This is a genomic window from Segatella copri, from assembly GCF_026015625.1.
Classification (GTDB): Bacteria; Bacteroidota; Bacteroidia; order Bacteroidales; family Bacteroidaceae; genus Prevotella; species Prevotella copri_H.
This window is the reverse complement of record NZ_JAPDVG010000002.1, coordinates 49,164-67,519: the sequence shown is the minus strand read 5'-3', so window position 1 is coordinate 67,519 and position 18,356 is coordinate 49,164. Positions and strand designations below refer to the sequence as shown.

Annotated in this window: 14 protein-coding genes and 1 pseudogene; all 15 read left to right on the top strand. The window is 40.7% G+C overall.

Annotated features, from left to right (window positions below; translation table 11 throughout):
* Window positions 1–14: 14 nt before the first annotated feature.
* The 15 genes and pseudogenes from ONT19_RS15840 to ONT19_RS15775 all read left to right on the top strand — a co-directional run bounded on the left by ONT19_RS15840 (window position 15) and on the right by ONT19_RS15775 (window position 18,169).
* The gene (locus ONT19_RS15840; RefSeq protein WP_264953477.1) at window positions 15–3,485 is read left to right on the top strand and encodes an SIR2 family protein; all 3,471 of its coding nucleotides are present in this window, start codon (window positions 15–17) and stop codon (window positions 3,483–3,485) included.
* A 26-nt stretch (window positions 3,486–3,511) separates the two neighbouring features.
* The gene (locus ONT19_RS15835; protein ID WP_264953476.1) at window positions 3,512–4,723 is read left to right on the top strand and encodes a radical SAM protein; all 1,212 of its coding nucleotides are present in this window, start codon (window positions 3,512–3,514) and stop codon (window positions 4,721–4,723) included.
* 154 nt (window positions 4,724–4,877) lie between these two features.
* On the top strand, window positions 4,878–5,990 hold the full coding sequence (locus ONT19_RS15830) for a glycosyltransferase family 4 protein (RefSeq protein WP_264953475.1): 1,113 nt from the start codon (window positions 4,878–4,880) through the stop codon (window positions 5,988–5,990).
* Complete coding sequence (locus ONT19_RS15825) at window positions 5,987–7,138, top strand: nucleotidyltransferase family protein (protein ID WP_264953474.1); 1,152 nt, start codon at window positions 5,987–5,989, stop codon at window positions 7,136–7,138. Before ONT19_RS15830 ends, ONT19_RS15825 begins: the two co-directional genes overlap by 4 nt.
* Before the next feature lie 173 nt (window positions 7,139–7,311).
* Window positions 7,312–7,452, top strand: a pseudogene (locus ONT19_RS15820) (dTDP-4-dehydrorhamnose 3,5-epimerase); the annotation flags it as partial.
* Window positions 7,453–7,531: 79 nt separating this feature from the next.
* A complete protein-coding gene (locus ONT19_RS15815) occupies window positions 7,532–8,935 on the top strand; it encodes a DUF262 domain-containing protein (protein WP_264953473.1) in 1,404 nt (467 codons plus the stop codon).
* Window positions 8,932–9,927 carry an AAA family ATPase gene (locus ONT19_RS15810; protein WP_264953472.1) on the top strand — a complete coding sequence of 332 codons (996 nt, stop codon included), beginning with the start codon at window positions 8,932–8,934 and terminating at the stop codon, window positions 9,925–9,927. The genes ONT19_RS15815 and ONT19_RS15810 overlap by 4 nt, the downstream gene beginning before the upstream one ends.
* A gap of 3 nt (window positions 9,928–9,930) precedes the next feature.
* Window positions 9,931–10,872 (top strand): hypothetical protein, encoded by a 942-nt coding sequence (locus tag ONT19_RS15805; protein ID WP_264953471.1) that lies wholly within the window; start codon window positions 9,931–9,933, stop codon window positions 10,870–10,872.
* Between the two features lie 296 nt (window positions 10,873–11,168).
* Window positions 11,169–12,455: an IS1380-like element IS942 family transposase gene (locus ONT19_RS15800; protein WP_217762389.1), complete on the top strand. Its 1,287-nt coding sequence runs from the start codon at window positions 11,169–11,171 to the stop codon at window positions 12,453–12,455.
* Between the two features lie 314 nt (window positions 12,456–12,769).
* Window positions 12,770–14,419, top strand: coding sequence for an ATP-binding protein (locus tag ONT19_RS15795; RefSeq protein WP_264953470.1), 1,650 nt, complete (start codon window positions 12,770–12,772; stop codon window positions 14,417–14,419).
* A 6-nt stretch (window positions 14,420–14,425) separates the two neighbouring features.
* Window positions 14,426–15,109 carry an HNH endonuclease gene (locus ONT19_RS15790; protein WP_264953469.1) on the top strand — a complete coding sequence of 228 codons (684 nt, stop codon included), beginning with the start codon at window positions 14,426–14,428 and terminating at the stop codon, window positions 15,107–15,109.
* 149 nt (window positions 15,110–15,258) lie between these two features.
* Complete coding sequence (locus ONT19_RS15785) at window positions 15,259–16,371, top strand: nucleotidyltransferase family protein (RefSeq protein ID WP_264953468.1); 1,113 nt, start codon at window positions 15,259–15,261, stop codon at window positions 16,369–16,371.
* A gap of 103 nt (window positions 16,372–16,474) precedes the next feature.
* Window positions 16,475–16,573: a hypothetical protein gene (locus tag ONT19_RS16370; RefSeq protein WP_367379673.1), complete on the top strand. Its 99-nt coding sequence runs from the start codon at window positions 16,475–16,477 to the stop codon at window positions 16,571–16,573.
* A gap of 2 nt (window positions 16,574–16,575) precedes the next feature.
* Complete coding sequence (locus tag ONT19_RS15780) at window positions 16,576–17,304, top strand: hypothetical protein (RefSeq protein ID WP_181976517.1); 729 nt, start codon at window positions 16,576–16,578, stop codon at window positions 17,302–17,304.
* Window positions 17,267–18,169 carry an MFS transporter gene (locus ONT19_RS15775; RefSeq protein WP_264953467.1) on the top strand — a complete coding sequence of 301 codons (903 nt, stop codon included), beginning with the start codon at window positions 17,267–17,269 and terminating at the stop codon, window positions 18,167–18,169. Before ONT19_RS15780 ends, ONT19_RS15775 begins: the two co-directional genes overlap by 38 nt.
* Window positions 18,170–18,356 lie beyond the last annotated feature (187 nt).

Below are 18,356 nucleotides of genomic sequence, written 5' to 3'. Positions count from 1 at the left end.
TAAAAATCAAGGTTATGAATAAGCAATATCAGATACCATCATCTGTCGCATCCAAGTTGGAGCAGATCAAGCTCTATATGGGTACGCATAGTGTGACAGCCTTTGTTGGTGCTGGATTCAGCATGAATGCAGAAATCCCCAACAATGTGAGCATGAAAACATGGAATCAGCTTCGGGAGGTGTTCTTAGACAAGTTATATCCCAACAACGAGGAAGACAAAAAGAATGATGCCAATGACGTGGTGAGGTTGTCTTCATTGATAGATGCGCAGTTTGGACATAACGAATTAGACAACATTTTGGAAGAAGCCTTACCAGACCAACTTATCCAACCGGGCAGATTGCATCGTTTGTTGGTGCAGTTGCCTTGGAAGGACATCTTGACCACCAACTATGACACCTTGGTAGAACGTGCAGCCGGGCAAGTCATCAATGGGTTCAAACTGGTGACGAACAAGGAAACGCTGCTCTATCAGCCATCGCCTCGCATCATCAAACTGCATGGTAGTTTTCCAAATATCCGTCCGTATATCATGACGCAGGAAGACTACAGGCGTTATCCGACTGAACGCCCTGAAATGGTAAATACAGCAAAGCAGTGTTTCCTGGAAAGTCTGGTTTGTTTGATAGGCTTCTCTGGAGAAGATCCAAATTTCAGAGCTTGGATAGGATGGCTGAAAGATGTTATCGGGCAACAACGGATATGCCCTACCTATCTCATCACTTACAGAAAGGGATTCCATGATGCAGAGAAAGCCTTGCTGTCAAAGTTAGGGATAGACATCATCAACTTAGCTGAGGTTGGAGGTGTGGATGGTTATTATTCGGCATACGATTTTTTCTTGAATTATCTTAAAGAAAAGCCATCGGAATGGAAAGGTAAAGTGAGCTTTGATCATTTGAGAGACAAAGACTTGCCTGACGAGAAATTCAAGGAATATATAGAAGAGAAAATCAAAGAAATGCAGGTGGTGAGAGAAACGTATCCAGGTTGGCTACTACTGCCTAAAGCCCATGAGGCAGATATGGACACGGTTAGCAAAGATGCTGTGTTTTTGGAATACTACTACAAATGCATTACCGATGACACAACGAAACTTCATTTTCTATATGAGTTAAATTGGAGACTTACTATCTCGGCAACTCCAAAGAACTTAGATTGGATTGTTGATGGCATTGAAGATTTAGCAGAGCATCTTGCGACTTTTTCTGCAGAGGATAAAAAACTATTGTTGGAGTTGCGTTTGTCTTTATTGGAGAATTATCGCAATAATGGAAAGAATGAAAAATTTTTCAATCTATGTGATGAATTGTTGGCGAGCAAGAATATAATCCCTACAAGATACATTTTCTATCAGCAGTCATTGTATTATTTAAGCAGATATGATAATCTGGGGTTGAAAGATGTCTTGACGAAATGGACAGTAGATATAGGTGATTATCAAAACTGTATTCAGAAAGCAAACTTGCTCTATTACATTGGTGAAGAACTTGAAGCTTATCAATTGTTGGCGAAATGCAAAAATGTTATTTGCAAATCCTTGTTGCAGAACCGCGAGGATATATATGCTAAATCTTGCTTGACCTATATATTGAAGACCATGAAATGGTGTGACAGAAAAGTAGAATATACCAATGCTGACATGGATACGAATTCCGATAACATAGAGAAATTTGCCATAGGCGAGACTTTGGAGGAATTGACGGAAAAGCTTAGCGTAAAGGCATACGAAGAGAAACCTGTACATGGATTTATTAGAGAACATCTATTTGAAATCGGCGATTATAATAATAGCTGGAATTTGGGTTCATCTGGTTTTGTAGCGGATTATCTATATCCTTGCAAATGGTGGATGCTAAAAGAAAGGTTAGGCATGTCAATGTTCTTGATGAACCAAAATTTCACCAAGTACTGCATTCTGAAAATGTTTGATTACTCATGGGACATGGCCTGGAACATGATGATGGTTTCTGCAAACAGCAAGATTGTGGAATCTGTTTTCGGCAGAGAACAACTCTCACAGATTACTGAGGAGAAAGCAAATGAGTTATTTGACACATACATCGCCCTGTTTGAAAAAGCTGACATTCAAGGAAGGAGTTGGATAAATAACAAAGTGTTGAATATTTTACCAACAGTATTGGGTAGGCTTTGCACAAAAGTTAGTCAAGACAGGGTTTTGAACTTTGTTGAGGCTGCATTAAAATGGCAACCAATATTTGTGAACAAAATACTGAAATGCGCTTATGACTGTTTGAATAATGATAATTTGAAAGTCATTTGGGTGTTGTTATTGACAGAGAAAATGGCAGCGACACACTACTGTAGAAATGGATATACTTTCCCTGACCGATACATGCTGAACTTCACTATTACCAATGACATGAAAAAGAGGATTGTTGACGGATTGAGGAGCAACAAGAAAGAGGATGTTCTCCAGTCAATGATTTCATTGGAAGTTCTATGGAATCGGGCAGATCTGACTGATGGGGACAAGTGCAAGATTTCCAAAGCAGTGAGGGAAATGAGAAATGGACAGAATACCATCTCGGAAGCAATTTATACATATTCGTATGTGGATGTGAGCGATGAAGAGCATGATACTTTCCAAAACAGATTGGATGACGAGGTTCAGACTTTTTGTGAAACGAACTATCTATTCACCAATACTTCAGAAACTTTCAGCCAATGGCATAGTGTTATTGAAAAAATCAATGTTCTAAGAAAGTATTTGTCTGATGAACAAAAGAGGTTCGTTCTGCTTCATTGTTGTGACCTGATAGAACAGAATAAATCAAGCTTTGAAAAAGATGACAGACAGGATTTTTTGGGTGGAATGAGACGTTTCACTCAACAAATAGTCAAGACATACCAAAGTTTGTTTCTTAATACTGCATTTGACGCTTGGAATGGCAATGAGGCGGAGAAAATAGAAAATCAGATAGATTGGCTTCGGTCAAAAGGATACAGATGCCTACCGATGAAAGTAAAAGCACTTATGCATCAACAACAAAACATCGGAGGTGCCATCATTGGTGCCATTAAAAACTCTTTGTTCAGCAAAAAACAAGAAGTTCAGGTGGAGGGCATCAATGCTTTCTTTGTATTGAAAGACAATGGTGGTGATGTCAGTGAAATACTCAGTTATATTTTTGATAATTTCAGATTGGCAGACCCTGCTGTTTACAAGGAGCTACTGATACTCTTTGTAAATGTAATCGTTAGGAATTATAATGAAAATGATTTTCACCAGCACGTGATGATTTTCTTAACAAGCATTCATGAAGATTGTGAGTACTACGGATTGGATGTCTGTGCTTTATCTGATTTACAACATTATACAAATTATGTAGCTGGCGCATTATCGGAAAAAACACAGATAGAAAACATACCAGTTTTCAGCATAGAGGAATCTGGTTTTAATGACGTATTTGTAGGATTCGACAAAGGTGTAGAATCCGCACAGCATAAAAATTATCAGTAATCAATAAAAATATACAATATATTATTATGTCAGAAAAGAAATTAAATGGTACTGTCATTGTAACTTATCGTTGCAATGCGCGTTGTTCAATGTGTAATCGTTACAAGGCTCCTTCTAAGCCTGAGGAGGAAATCTCTATTGAGACTATTAAGAAGCTACCTAAGATGTACTTTACCAACATCACAGGTGGTGAGCCTTTTATCCGTACGGACTTGAAGGATATCGTACGTGAGCTTTATAAGAAGAGCGACCGTATCGTAATCTCTACCAACGGCTTCTTCACCGACCGTATCATCGACCTGGCGAAGGAGTTCCCTCAGATTGGTATCCGTATCTCTATCGAGGGTTTGGAGCAGACCAACAATGAAATCCGTGGCTTGAACAATGGTTTCAATCGTGGCTATACAACCTTGAAGAAGCTCTGTGAGATGGGACTGAAGGATGTGGGATTCGGTATGACCGTTCAGGATAAGAATGCTCCAGACCTCGTTCCTCTCTATGAGTTGAGCAACAAGATGGGTATGGAGTTTGCTACAGCATCGCTCCATAACTCTTTCTACTTCGTTGAGGCTAAGAACATCATTCACGACCGTCCAATGGTGGCTAAGAACTTCGAGAACCTGGTGAACGAGCTGTTGAAGTCTAACTCTCCAAAGAAATGGTTCCGTGCTTACTTCAACCATGGACTCATCAACTATATCTATGGTCAGAAGCGTCTCTTGCCTTGTGATATGAGTTTCGATACCTTCTTCATCGACCCATACGGTGATGTGATGCCATGTAATGGTACCAAGGATAAGGAGGTGATGGGTAACCTGAACCGCCAGACTTGGGATGAGCTTTGGAGTTCTCCAGAGGCAGAGCAGGTTCGTAAGAAGGTAAAACATTGTGACAGAAACTGCTGGATGATCGGTTCTGTTTCTCCTGCGATGCACAAGTACATCAAGACTCCTGCCTTGTGGGTGGCTAAGCACAAGCTGAAGAGCCTGCTCGGTATGAAGTACTCTATGTATGAGAACCCTATCTGCTGCGAGTATCGTGATGGTAAGGTGACTAAGGAACAGCTTGACAAGCTTTCTACCTGCGATATGAATGCTGTGGTAAACAACGGTCTTTCTGCCGATTCAAAGGAGGCTTTGAAGGGCAAGCGTGGCGAGGACATCGTGAACGCTGACGTGGCTAGTCAGGGTTATGAGGCTACCAAGAAGGAAACTGATAGAAATATTGAAATCAAGTAATCACTTGATTCTCTTATGATTGATAAGAAGCCACAGTGCGGAGAGCATCGACACCAAGATGATGCAGAAGTACTGTATGGCTTCTTTGATATGGTTTGAAATCTTATTCATATCTGCAAAGGTAATACTTTTATTTTGAAAATCTCTAGTTTTTATGAAAATAGTTGTAACAGGTACTCGTGGTATCCCGAATATCATGGGTGGCGTGGAGACGCATTGTGAGGAATTGTTCCCTAGAATGGTGGAGCGTGGGTATGACGTAACGCTGATCCGTCGCTCGAACTATGTGAAGGATGACTTGCATGAATGGAAGGGAGTGAAACTGGTAACGATTCCTTCTCCTAAGAAGAAGAGTTTCGAGGCCATCATCCATACTTTCCGTGCCATCAATGAGGCGAAGAAGTTGGGGACTGATGTATTGCATATCCATGCCATCGGTCCTGCTCTGCTGGTACCATACGCCAAACTGTTGGGTATGAAGGTGGTGTTTACACATCATGGTCCTGACTATGACAGGGATAAGTGGGGATTTGCTGCCAAGACTATCCTGAAGATGGGTGAGCGTATGGGTTGCATGTTTGCCGATGATGTCATTGTGATTTCGAACGTCATCAAGAACCTCATTGCCCGTAAATATGGAAGGACGAAGAATGTACACCTTATATATAATGGTGTTTCTGAGCCTGAAATCTGCGACTATCCTGAATATTTCAAGGAACTGGGGATTGAGAAAGGCAAGTATATCCTGGGAATGTGCAGATTTGTGCCTGAGAAGAACCTGCATCATCTGGTGGAAGCGTTTGTAAAGTGGAAAAAGTCGCACACGGATCTCACGGATTCCACGGATATAAAGTTAGTGTTAGCTGGCGATACAGACTTCGAGGATGAGTATTCTTTGGGATTGAAGCAGATGGCAAGGGAGAATGGTGTGGTGCTTACTGGCTTTATCAAAGGCAGAAAGCTTCATTCGCTGTTGACGAATTGTCGTTGCTATTGTCTTCCATCTTCGCACGAAGGTTTGCCGATTGCCCTGTTGGAGGCGATGAGCTATGGGGTAAAGGTAGTAGTGAGCGATATTCCTGCGAATCTGGAGGTTGGCTTGCCAAAGGATGATTATTTCCATTGTGGCAACGTGGATGAACTTTCGGAAAAGCTCGGAAAGATTATCGAGACTCCATTGCAGCATGTGGATTACGACATGAGCAAGTATGATTGGGACCAGATTGCTGATGAAGTAGGAGGAGTGTATCAAGGGTTGAAGAAATGATATTACAGGATTTTTATACCATTCTTCAATCTGCCATAGGAAAAACGGTTCAATTATCCCATACGCTTTCCGAAAAGGAATGGAATGAGATCTTTGGATTAGCCAAGAAACAGGCGCTTGTTGGGATTATGTTTGAAGGTATTGAGCGTTTGCCGCAAGAGCAATGGCCTCCTAGAAATGTGGTCTTGCAATGGGCGATGATGGTAGAAAGTATCAAGCGGCGGAACCGACAGACTACTGATGTTTGTCTTCGATTAACCGAGGCGCTTAACAAAGATGGCTTTGAAACTTGTATATTGAAGGGGCAAGCCAATCATGTGTATTATGATGGCTTGAACTCGGAACATTCCCTAGGACAGTTAAGAATCTGTGGTGATGTAGATGCCTGGATTTGGCCAAAGGAAAAGACTAGGCATCCTGTAAAGTCTATCATAGATTATTGTCAAAGCAAGAAAATCTTATTATCATTATGCCATTTACATGCGGAGGTGAAGCCTGTGAATGGAGTTCCTGTTGAGATTCATTTTCGTCCTTCGTTCTTGAATGCTCCTTGGAGTAATCTATGCTTTCAGAAGTTATTCAAGTCTGCAGTTTTTGAAAATAAGGAAATTGACGAATGTGGAACGATTAAGAAACTGCGAGTTGACTATGACTTAATCTTCCAGATGAACCACATTTACAGGCATCTGTTGGATGAAGGTGTTGGTATGCGACAGATTCTTGACTTTTATGTTCTTCTGAAAGCATATCAGAATGAACGGCAAGGTCAATCCGAGATGATGAATGTTGATGTACTGATGAAACATATCAGTGATTGTGGTATGAAACGCTTTGCATCAGCATTGATGTTTGTACTTCAAGAAATATTCGGTCTTGATGATGAAGAACTATTGTGTCCTGTTTCGGAAAAACATGGAGTGTTCCTCATGGAAGAGATGATGGCTGCAGGAAACTTCGGACATTATGATGAAAGGATGAAGACTTTAGCTGTAAAGAAAGGAAAGCTTTCATACCAGCTGCAGAGAGCGCTGCGTCGTTTCAAAAGGAATCTCAGATTCTTAACAAGTTATCCAGAAGAGGTGATTTGCGAGCCTTTGGCAAGAATTTATCACTTTATTTGGAGAAAGCTTGCTTTATATAGATTTTAAGAGATATACGGGCTTTTATTAAGCTACTTTTCGGTGATGGAGCCTAGTAGCCCGTTTTTTCCATATGCAAACTAATTATAATTGATTGGCAAGTTCAGTAATTGATATAATGAACGTAATAAAGACAGATATAGAAGGCGTACTCATCATTGAGCCACGCCTGCTTAGAGATGCCAGAGGCTGATGGTGGTATCTCGATATTGGATGAATCACTTGGGATTGATTGGCGCATTCCTACGGAACATGCTAATCTTTCGGAGAAGGATACGAAACATGAGGTGTTGAAGGACTTGGATAATCCTTTTGAATACTAGGTTTGCAGTTGCTGTGTATTCTTGCATGCGGAATAACACTCTATATAAAATAAAAATATGAATCAAAAAGAATAATATAATGCAGTTTGATATTAATAATAAATTAATGGATTTGTCTTTGCTCTCTAATGGTAATGACAATTTCTCGTTAGTTTCAGATTCGGGTAAAGTATACCTGAAACTGAAGGCTGATGCCCCTGGACATTTGGAATATGACTTACCTTCTTTGTTTACTGAATCTGAAGAGGTTGTTGCAAACAAATTGGATGAACTGTATAAGGTTTTCTTACAAGATTCTTATACGGGTATCGAAAGTGATGAAGATGAGAAAATCACCGATCCGTTTAATCCTGAAGATATCTCCATTGAAACTAGGGTAACACCGATGGAGACAATCCTTCGAAGAATAAAACAAGGAACTTTGATTCTTAATCCGGATTTTCAAAGAAAGGAAGTGTGGACTGACGTTAGAAAGTCGCAGTTGATAGAGTCTATACTTCTGGAAATTCCTATACCTATGTTTTATGTCTCGTCTGAGGAGGATGGTAAATGGACTGTAGTAGATGGGCTCCAGCGAATTAGTGCTTTCCGTGACTTTGTGCTTGGAATAAATTTTGTGAATGGCAGAAAGGCAAAGGAAGAGGGGGCTGGTATGAGACTTACCGGTTTGGAGTTTCTGAAAGAATTGGAAGGTAAGCAAATGAAAAACTTGCCTACCAAACTTTATAATAGGATATTAGAAGCTGAATTTTCAGTTACGGTCATTAATCCAGGCACTCCTGAGGAAGTAAAGAGAAATATCTTCAAAAGAATCAATACGGGTGGTATGCCTTTGAGTCCTCAGGAAATTAGAAATGCTCTTTATGGTGGAGCTGTTTCTGTACTTTTGAATGACATGTCTGAAGAAAAGATATTTAAAAAAGCTACGGGTAATTCTGTTAAAGATTTACGGATGGAAGATAAGGAACTGTTGTTGAGATTTTTGTCTTTTGTCATTCGACCTCCTCATACTTATAAAAAGACTCAATCAATTGATACTTGGCTTTCTGATACCATGATAATCTATAATTCGTTTCCTTCCCTGAAGAACAGGGATTTGATAAGGCGTGAAAGGGAGGGTATGGTCTCTGTGAGTGATGTGCGAGTGCTTTCAAAAGATGAGATTATGGATATTTTTCTGATTGCTATGAGACGGGCACGCAAAATGTTTGGAGATCATGCTTTCAGAAAGAGTTATGGAAATATGAGAAGAAGACCTATCAACAAATGCTTATTTGAAACATGGGGCGTTTTGTTGGGGAATATGTCCGATATGGATTTTACGAAGCTTTTTGTCCATAGGAATCAGTTTATGGATGACTATTCTAAGTTGCTGGATGATGAAAAGTTCATCATTGCAATATCTCGTGACAGTATGCGCCCTAGCTCAGTAACCCTACGTTACAATACACTGGAAAAATTAATCAAAATATATACGCTATGATTACAAAAATAGAATTAAAAGGGTTTAAGTCCTATGTGGATTATACATTTGAATTGAAACCACTAACTATATTGACTGGTTTGAATAGTAGTGGCAAGAGTTCTGTCATACAAGCTATAAGAATAATGGATAACATGAGCAGCCGAGAGAATGGCGGTTCTCATGTCTGGAATCTTGGGCTTGGATCGGATTCTGAGCTTATAAATCCAAATTGCAAGAATTTCCAAATTTCGGCCTGGAAAAATCATCGGCATGAGGAGGCTTGGTTTTCGTATAACAGTTCTAAGTCGAGAAACAAATTATGGCCTATGCCAAGTTGTATATATGTTGCTGCAGATAGAATGGGTGCTACTTCTACCATTCCCATATATGAAGATGAAGCACTTGGAGGACGGGGTGAGAACGTTCTGAGACGTATAGATTATTTCAGGGATGAGCAGCTACCTGAATTGTTGCGTGGAGATGCTGAGGGAACCACTTTGAATTATGTTTTGAGATATTGGCTACAAAAAATATCTCCAGGGGTGAAATTTGATTATCGTATTGAAGAGAAGGCTGATGTGTCTTATTCTTTATATGACAATCACCGTTCTGCTAATGTGGGATATGGATTGAGCTATTCCTTACCTGTCATTGTAGCATTGCTAACTTCAACTTTGGAAACTGGATCTATTGTGTTGATTGAGAATCCTGAAGCGCATCTTCATCCACAAGGACAGGCAGAGATGGCTCGTTTGATTTGTCTTTGTGTTGAAGCCGGTGCACAGGTAGTTGTAGAAACGCATAGTGATCATTTGTTTGATGGCGTTAGAATCTATGCCAGAGAGAGTGAGAATCATTTTGCAAGTAAAGTTGCAACATTCTGGTGTCAGTTGGATGATAGCCGAAATACACAAGTAGACAGATGTCAAATCCAGGAAAATGGCAGATTGGATCATTGGCCTGAGCATATGTTCGACCAGTTCTTGTTGGATTCTGAAAAATTGCTGTAATTTATGGGAAAGGTATTTTTGCTTAATGAACTTATGCCTGCAGAAGAGATTGATGGCGTAAATGTTCAGAAGTTATTTGTTGATACAATAAAATCTTTTTCTAACTTGTATGCCGAAAGGAAACTGGGCATAGAGAAGAAAATCTTGACTGTTGAAGAACCGCAAGAAACTTTTATATGTGGTAGCACCTTGAAAAAGATGATTTTGGATATTGGTGATAGGGATTTGAAAACTTATGCCATGGGCATGTTCTTGCATGGACAGATATTGGCAGATCAATACCATGTTGATAACTGGCCTGATGATTTGGTGGATGACTTGCTGAATCTTACTGATGACAAAGAAAAAAATGCAATGAATGAAGGTATTGCCAGTATTTGTTCATGGGGGTTATTGTCTCTTCCTGTTTCAGAAGATTTTAAAAGGGATTATTTCGAATTTAAAGGCAGACAGGCTTATCAAGTACTAAACTATTATGGACAGAATAAGAAAAATATAGTGTATAGCATTCTTGACTCAGATGAGTCTAAAGAGGCGATGGAGTTAAAGCTACAATATGCGCTTGATCTTTATCAGATACATTTGGCAGATGAATTTAAGGAGGATTATACTCGAATGCGAGTAGATGAGAAGAAAGTGATGATTTCGAGATTGGTTACTGCCCACGAAAAGAAATGCTTGATAAAACAGGTAAAAGACGACAATTTACTTAGAGAGTGTACTTGTACTAATGATAAGCATATGTTTGAACTAAAATCCAACAGTGAATTAGGCATACGCTTCTTCTTTAAAATTTTCGACATGAATCATATCGTATTTTCTTTAATAGGGCATAAGAGTGATTATGGGGATAAGTCTAAGAAGAAAAATGGTGAAACGGCTCAAAATAAGGATATGAAGCGTGCCTTAGATATAGCTAATCAATATATAGAGTCGAAAAAGTGAGTTGAAAATACTGTTCTTCGACTGGTGTAAAGATAGACTGAAAGATTAACATGTTGGCGAAAGGTTCCCATCCCCTTTTATTCATGAGCAACTTTTAGGGGATGGGGGCTTAGTAGAATATCAAAAATAGCATAACTTATGTCTGTAAGATTAAATAAACCTTAATTCCGCAACACTATAGTTTGACATTATTTATAAGTGCCTGAGCAACAAAAAGTTGCCCAGGATTTTGCCATGTCAGAATTTTCACTTACCTTAGTGTTGCGAAAAGAAGACAAGCAAAACTCTAATATGACATGGCAAAGATACAAATAAAATCTGAGAAACTCACTCCTTTTGGGGGAATTTTTTCGATTATGGAGCAATTTGATGCTCTTTTAGCTCAAACCATAGATTCCACCTTGGGATTGAGATGCACTATGTTTGGTTATCAATATAGCGAGATTCTACGCTCTCTGATGTGCGTATATCTTTGTGGTGGCTCATGTATTGAGGATGTTACAACTCACCTGATGAAACATTTGTCTCTTCATCCAACTCTTCGCACTTGCAGCGCAGACACCATATTACGTGCTATCGAAGAACTGACTTTTAAGAGCATCACCTATAAGTCTGCTTCTGGCAAATCCTATGATTTCAATACTGCAGACAAGATGAACTGCTTACTGGTCAATGCCCTGCTTGCTACTGGTCAATTGAAATCCGGTCAAGAGTATGATTTTGACTTTGACCATCAGTTCATTGAAACAGAGAAGTATGATGCAAAACCAACCTACAAGAAGTTCTTGGGCTATAGTCCAGGTGTAGCTGTCATTAACGACATGATTGTTGGTATTGAAAATAGAGACGGCAACACAAACGTGCGCTTCAACCAAAAAGAAACTTTGGAAAGAATCTTCAAGCGATTGGAGGCTTCGGAAATATATATTTCTCGTGCCCGCATGGATTGCGGCTCATGTTCGGAGGAAATCGTAGATATGGTAGAGGCTCATTGCAGGCATTTTTATATTCGTGCCAACAGATGCTCTTCTTTCTACGATTCCATGTTTGCCTTAACTGGATGGAAAACTGTTGAAATCAACGGTATTGAGTTTGAGTTGAATTCTATCCTTGTTGAGAAATGGAAAGGAAAACCGTATCGTCTTGTCATACAGAGACAAAGGCGAATAGATGGAGACCTTGACATTTGGGAAGGCGAATATACCTACAGATGTATACTGACTAACGATTACAAGTCGAGTGCAAGAGACATCGTGGAATTCTACAATCTTCGTGGTGGCAAGGAACGCATCTTCGATGACATGAACAATGACTTTGGCTGGAATCGATTGCCAAAATCGTTCATGGCACAGAATACTGTATTCCTGCTTATGACAGCTCTCATCAGAAACTTCTACAAAGCTATTATGCAGAGATTGAAAACCCATGAATTTGGATTGCGTGCCACCAGCAGAATCAAGACCTTTGTTTTCAAGTTCATCTCTGTTCCTGCGAAATGGATTAAGACATCACGTAGGCATGTATTGAACATTTACTCAGACAACAATGCTTATGCCAACCTGTTCAAGACAGACTTTGGTTAAAGACCATGCTTTTCTGGTTAAACCAGCGTATTACCTCAAGTCGCTTTATGGGGTAAGGGGATTTTGTGTCTGCGACATTTCTGTTGTGCAAGAAATATGTACAATAAAATGAATTTTGTCGCTTTGCAAGCAAAATCCCACTAAAACCTATAGGTTGCGGATTTGAGGATAAACTATTACGGGAAGCAAATATTGGGCTGCAAGCATTCAGTGCGATTCTAAAGGCTTTAGATATTGATGAACCACATCTTGAGCCAAGTACCAAAATATCGGATGAACTTGCTAATCTGATATTAAATCTTCGAAATGTAGATTTGGATTTTATAAAGTTGATTGAAAAGAGTGTAGAGAAGAATGTATCTGATAGTGCTCCCAAATCTCCTCTGAAAATTCTTGGGACTATAGCTTTAGACGAATATGGTTCTCCTGGTCGTGCTAAAAGAGATATGGGAATTTCTAGTAATAGCTTCACGAAAGCGATAGAGAATTATACGGCTCTTGAAGAACCTCAATATAAAGAGGACAGCAAAAACTTCTGGGTTGAGGAACTGATATTGCTAACACCACAGGGGAAAGCGACACGCTTACCAATAGCTTCTTTTGGTTGCCAAGATAAAGTTCCTCTTTACTCTGTATTGATAGGTTGTAATGGCGTTGGCAAGAGTACCTTGTTAAAGGAAATGGTGGATTTCTTTGTAGACCTGCATGCTTATATCAATAATTTTAAGCAGAAAATGTCATCTGCTAATAAGGCGAGGCTCAAAGGCGTTAAGTATCATATTGATGGTGTCTGTTGTGAGGTGATAAGAATCGGTAGAACTTTTCTTGCCAAGATTGACAACAGGTTGCTGGCTTCAAAGAAACTGCGCGTTCCTACTATCGTTGCATGCAATTTTGGCGCATTCGATAAGTTTCCTGTTCAAAAGGTGAATGGCTCTTCTCAAACCAGGTATGATGTACCATATTATAAATATGTAGGGGCTCATGTTAATGGAAATATGATTTCATCCTCTGCTATTGCTTTTCGGTTATTGTTCGCTTTGAAGGAGAACATGGACGATAGACAGCGGCAAAATTTATCATCTATCTTGGATTTCATAGGATATGATCACACTATAACTTTGAATTACTCCATAGTTTTAAAATCCAAGAAAAATGGTAGCGTATATGATTATGTTCTTCAGCATGTGCAAAAAGACAAAGAATACAGCAAACTTACATCTGAGCAAAGGAGTAACAAAGTTAGGGAACTCTATGATTTTTACAAGAACAAGGAGTTTGCCAAGCAACCTACGTATAACTATGATATAGATATTGATCAAAATTCATTGGCTGCAAATGAAGATTTGAATTATATATATAAGTTGAAGCAATATGATTTGGTTCAAGCAGCAAGTGTTGTATTCTATAAGAATGGAACACAGATTGCTTCTGAAGAAATGAGTTCAGGTGAGTTTGCTATGCTTTCTATGGTGCTTAGTATTTCCACAGCAGCAAGTGATTTGCATACGTTAATTCTCATAGATGAGCCAGAGCTGAGCCTTCACCCTAATTGGCAGATGACAATCATCGATAACCTTGACAGGGCATTGAAAAATCAGGTGTGTCATCTGTTGATAGCCACACATAGTCATATGCTTGTATCTGATTTACCTATGAACAGATCTTCTGTTTCTCAGTGGGAAAAGGATAAAGATGGTAATCTTATAGCCAATCGAATAGAAGAAAATACTTATGGGTGGTCGGCAGAAGAAGTGCTTCTTAAAGTTTTCAAGACGGCAACCGATAGAAACCGATATTTCGGCGAGCGTATAGCCAAGCTTTTAGAACAGATGGGTAATGATACAATTACTAAAGAGGCTGTAGCAGATGAATTGGATGACCTACAGGAAATTTCACAGCATTTAAGTGATGTGGATCCGATGAAAATGGTTCTGAACACAATTATAGACGCATATAAATGATGGACTATGACCGAAGAGGAAGACTACATTGTGCAAAATCCGTATCAGCCTACAGAGAAAGAAAAACTTGCTATTGAGGAACTAGTAAATAAAGGACTTGATTCTGGAGATTGGAATTCTAAAAAGACTGGTATAACTGAATTTAAGAATCATATGCGTGAACACATGTACTATGAACAGAACTGCAGATGTGCTTATTGTCGTACAGAATTGCCTATAGCTTGTTGTTTCTTGCAGCGTGAACACATCGTTCCGAAAGCTCCACATCCTCAATGGATGTTCGAACCTCGCAATCTATGTTTTGCTTGTGATAAATGCAATAATTTTAAGGGAGATAAAGAGGTATTGAGAAATCGATATGCAGTTGCTTATCCATCTGATAGCAAAGATTTCTTGATTGTTAATCCCTTTCTCGATAAATATTCAGACCATATTGAGCTTAAGGATGGTATTATATATATTGGGAAAACAAAGAAGGGGCGTTTTACAATTGATACTTGTCAACTCTTTAGGCCTGATTTGGCTTTGGAAAGGGCAAAGAAAAAGATGGAGACGGAAAATCCAGATACTGTTCGTACACAATTACTTGCTTTGTTGTCATCATTGCCTATCTTGGATGAGGAAAAAAGTAAAGCTTTGGAGAATTTTGGGAAAGTCGTAAAAATATATAAACAGAAACATCGGGATTGAATTGAGATTCGTTGACGGACCAAAGCGGTCTTCGCCAGCTTTTGTAGGAATGGGACTACCAGATGATAATTGGCTGGGATGTAGAAGTGGTGATTTGATGTCAATTAGTGGAATGATATTTATAATTTAATATAGATATAAATAGTTGAATGAATGATATAACTGCAATTTTCGCTTTCCTGAAGTATTGCCTTGGAAGTAAGGAGGATATGAGTAGGGTGATAGCTTGTATGAACTGGCAGGAGCTGTATTCTTTTGCTTCTAAGCAGGCGTTGCTGGGGCTATGTTTTGATGGGATTGAGAGATTGGGGAAGGAATATCCTGAGGAGTTGAAGCAGAACCCGATAGGGAGGGAACTGCTGATGACTTGGATGGGTAAGGCGCAACAGATTCGCAGACAGAACATGAAGGTGAATGCTGTGGCAGGTAAGCTCTTCGCTATGCTGAGAGTGGATGGGATGAGGTGCTGTGTCCTAAAAGGACAGGGAAATGCCTTGATGTATCCGAATCCTTATTCCCGTACTCCTGGAGATATTGATGTTTGGATTGATGCTAGTAGGGAGAGGATTATGAAATATGCTCAAAAGAAGTTTGAACTGGAAGATGATATCAGACTGCAGCATCTGGAGACTTCCTTGGATGGTGTGCCTGTGGAGTTGCATTTCTTTCCTTGCTCCATGAATAATCCTATCTATCATGCTAGATTGCAGAAGTGGTTCAAACGGAATGCGGATCTGCAATGCTCGCATATTGTGGGGCTGCCCGATGGGGCAGGGGATATTGCTATACCAACGACGGCATTTAATGTTGTTTATCAGCTGACGCATCTATATCACCATTTCTTTGATGAAGGGATTGGAATGAGGCAAATCATTGACTACTACTATGTGGTATCAATGTTAAATGTTAACTGTGAAATGTTAACTTGGTTGCCGAAGAAATTGAAGTATTTGGGATTGTGGAAGTTTGCAGGGGCGGTGATGTATGTGCTGCATGAGGTGCTTGGATTGTCTGAGGATAAGATGATAGTGCCAATGGATGAGAAGCGTGGGAGGTTGCTGTTGGCAGAGATTCTGGATGGTGGTAACTTCGGTAGGCACTTTACGAAGTATGCTGGGTTTACGCATCAGAGTATGGGGAAGAAGTATTTCCTGAAAATATGGAGGAATATGCATTTCGTAAGATATTATCCTGCAGAAGCGCTTTGTGAACCATTGTTCCGTACTTGGCACTTCTTCTGGAGGCTAAAATATAAAAAATAAAATAATCAATTGAAATAACTCTGTTTATGTTTATCGAGATGCAGATAGGTAATCAGCTAGATGAGGATGACTATCTGCACTTCGATTATCAATGATAATCATAATGAAGAAAAAAGTTTTTGTAAGCGGTTGCTATGACCTGCTACATTCTGGTCATGTGGAGTTTTTCCAGCAGGCATCACAGTATGGTGACCTTATGTAAGCATGTATCATCCGGGATGGGCGATTACCATCTCGCTGGAACCGACCTTTGAGGTGCGCGACCGCTGCGGTCTGTCTACCTCTACCCGTAAGATGATTCAGAAGATTTGGCCGGTGAAGTTGCCGAAGATGGATCCGGAGATGCTTGCCAGACTGGTATTCTGCTTTGAGAACAATCCGGAGCGTCATGACGGTATCATCTCAGGTGCCCAGGATTCTATCGGTATCTGTGTGCCCGGTCTGGTGCGTCATTATTATGACAACAACTTCTGGCCGGAGAAGATTGAGAGTACGCAGGATGAGATGACCCTCCGTTTCCTGGAAGACCATCTGGTGATGATTCCGATGGAACCGAGAAGACCGGGATGCAGTGTGGTGGAAGGTAAGGATATCACGCCTGAGAAGGTGAAGGCGCTGGCTGATGCAGCTGATGCCTGCTGGAAGGCGATTCTGGCGCACGACCTTGATGCCTTTGCTGCAGCATACAGGGCATCTTTCGAGGCCCAGATTGCAATGTTCCCGGGTATGGTGAATCCGTCTATCAATGGTGTGATAGAACCGGAGGCGAGTGTACAGCCGATGATTGACCGCTACAGCAACATGGAGGAGGTTCTGGCATGGAAGATGCCGGGAGCTGGTGGCGGCGGTTATCTGGCACTGGTAGTAAAGGACAGTCTTAAATTTGCAGAGAATCATGACGAAGCCATCCATCTTCAGATACGAAGGGCATAACTATCTGGTGCCCTTCCTCATTATCAGCAGCCTCTTCTTCATGTGGGGCTTTGCTCATGGCATCCTGGAAGTGCTGAATCCGCATTTCCAGGAGTCGTTCCATATCAGCAAGGCGATGTCGGCCCTGACGCAGACTGCTGTCTATGGTGCCTACTTTCTGATGGCACTGCCTGCCGGATGGATTATCCGGAAGTGGGGCTACAGGAGGGGAGTGATAACAGGACTGGTTCTCTTCGGTATCGGTGCTCTTATGTTCATACCGGGAAGCAGGATCAACAGTTTCTACTTCTTCGTTCTGTCGCTGTTTGTGATAGGATGCGGACTGACGTGTCTGGAAACGAGTGCGAATCCTTATACTACGGTACTGGGACATCCTGACAAGGCGGAGAGCAGAATCAACCTGTCGCAGTCGCTCAATGGTATCGGCTGGATTGTGGGACCGCTGGTTGGCGGACAGCTTCTGTTCTCGGGTGTCAACATCGCCATTCCTTATGCCCTGGTGGGTATCTTCGTGCTTTCTGTGGCACTGGTGCTACTGGTCTGTGCCATCCTCACCTTTGTAGCCACATTGATAGTGGTGGTATGTAGCGGAACCTTATCTCTCATTGCGTTCTTCGCCCTGTATCTGGGAGAGAGCATCATGTTTCCGACTATCTTCTCGCTGGCATTGAGGGATGCGGGTACAAAGACCAAACTTGCCTCTTCATTGCTTATCATGACGATAGTGGGTGGTGCGGTTGCTCCAGTAATCATGGGGTATATAGCGGATACTACGGGCAGTATGGCGATTGCCTTTCTCATACCGCTGGTATGTTATGGGGTGATTGGAGGGTATGCGTTATCGAAACGCCACGTTCCTCTTTAAATAAGATTAGCTGCACTCGGCAATTTGAAAGCAAACTTTCATTGCGCTCATTTGCAAAATCTTTAAATAAAAGGAGGATTTTTCGAAAATCACCCCGTCCCTCTTTACCCTTAAAGAGGGCTCCACCTCTCATCTCGGTCTTCTCCCCTCAGGGAAGAAGAGGGAAACCGCCCTTCTCGGTGCTCGT

Coding starts and splice junctions, on each gene's coding strand:
- ONT19_RS15825 (WP_264953474.1), top strand. CDS start 5,987: ATGATATTACAGGATTTTTATACCATTCTTCAATCTGCCATAGGAAAA.
- ONT19_RS15785 (WP_264953468.1), top strand. CDS start 15,259: ATGAATGATATAACTGCAATTTTCGCTTTCCTGAAGTATTGCCTTGGA.
- ONT19_RS16370 (WP_367379673.1), top strand. CDS start 16,475: ATGAAGAAAAAAGTTTTTGTAAGCGGTTGCTATGACCTGCTACATTCT.
- ONT19_RS15805 (WP_264953471.1), top strand. CDS start 9,931: ATGGGAAAGGTATTTTTGCTTAATGAACTTATGCCTGCAGAAGAGATT.
- ONT19_RS15830 (WP_264953475.1), top strand. CDS start 4,878: ATGAAAATAGTTGTAACAGGTACTCGTGGTATCCCGAATATCATGGGT.
- ONT19_RS15780 (WP_181976517.1), top strand. CDS start 16,576: ATGTATCATCCGGGATGGGCGATTACCATCTCGCTGGAACCGACCTTT.
- ONT19_RS15840 (WP_264953477.1), top strand. CDS start 15: ATGAATAAGCAATATCAGATACCATCATCTGTCGCATCCAAGTTGGAG.
- ONT19_RS15800 (WP_217762389.1), top strand. CDS start 11,169: ATGGCAAAGATACAAATAAAATCTGAGAAACTCACTCCTTTTGGGGGA.
- ONT19_RS15835 (WP_264953476.1), top strand. CDS start 3,512: ATGTCAGAAAAGAAATTAAATGGTACTGTCATTGTAACTTATCGTTGC.
- ONT19_RS15815 (WP_264953473.1), top strand. CDS start 7,532: ATGCAGTTTGATATTAATAATAAATTAATGGATTTGTCTTTGCTCTCT.
- ONT19_RS15775 (WP_264953467.1), top strand. CDS start 17,267: ATGACGAAGCCATCCATCTTCAGATACGAAGGGCATAACTATCTGGTG.
- ONT19_RS15790 (WP_264953469.1), top strand. CDS start 14,426: ATGACCGAAGAGGAAGACTACATTGTGCAAAATCCGTATCAGCCTACA.
- ONT19_RS15810 (WP_264953472.1), top strand. CDS start 8,932: ATGATTACAAAAATAGAATTAAAAGGGTTTAAGTCCTATGTGGATTAT.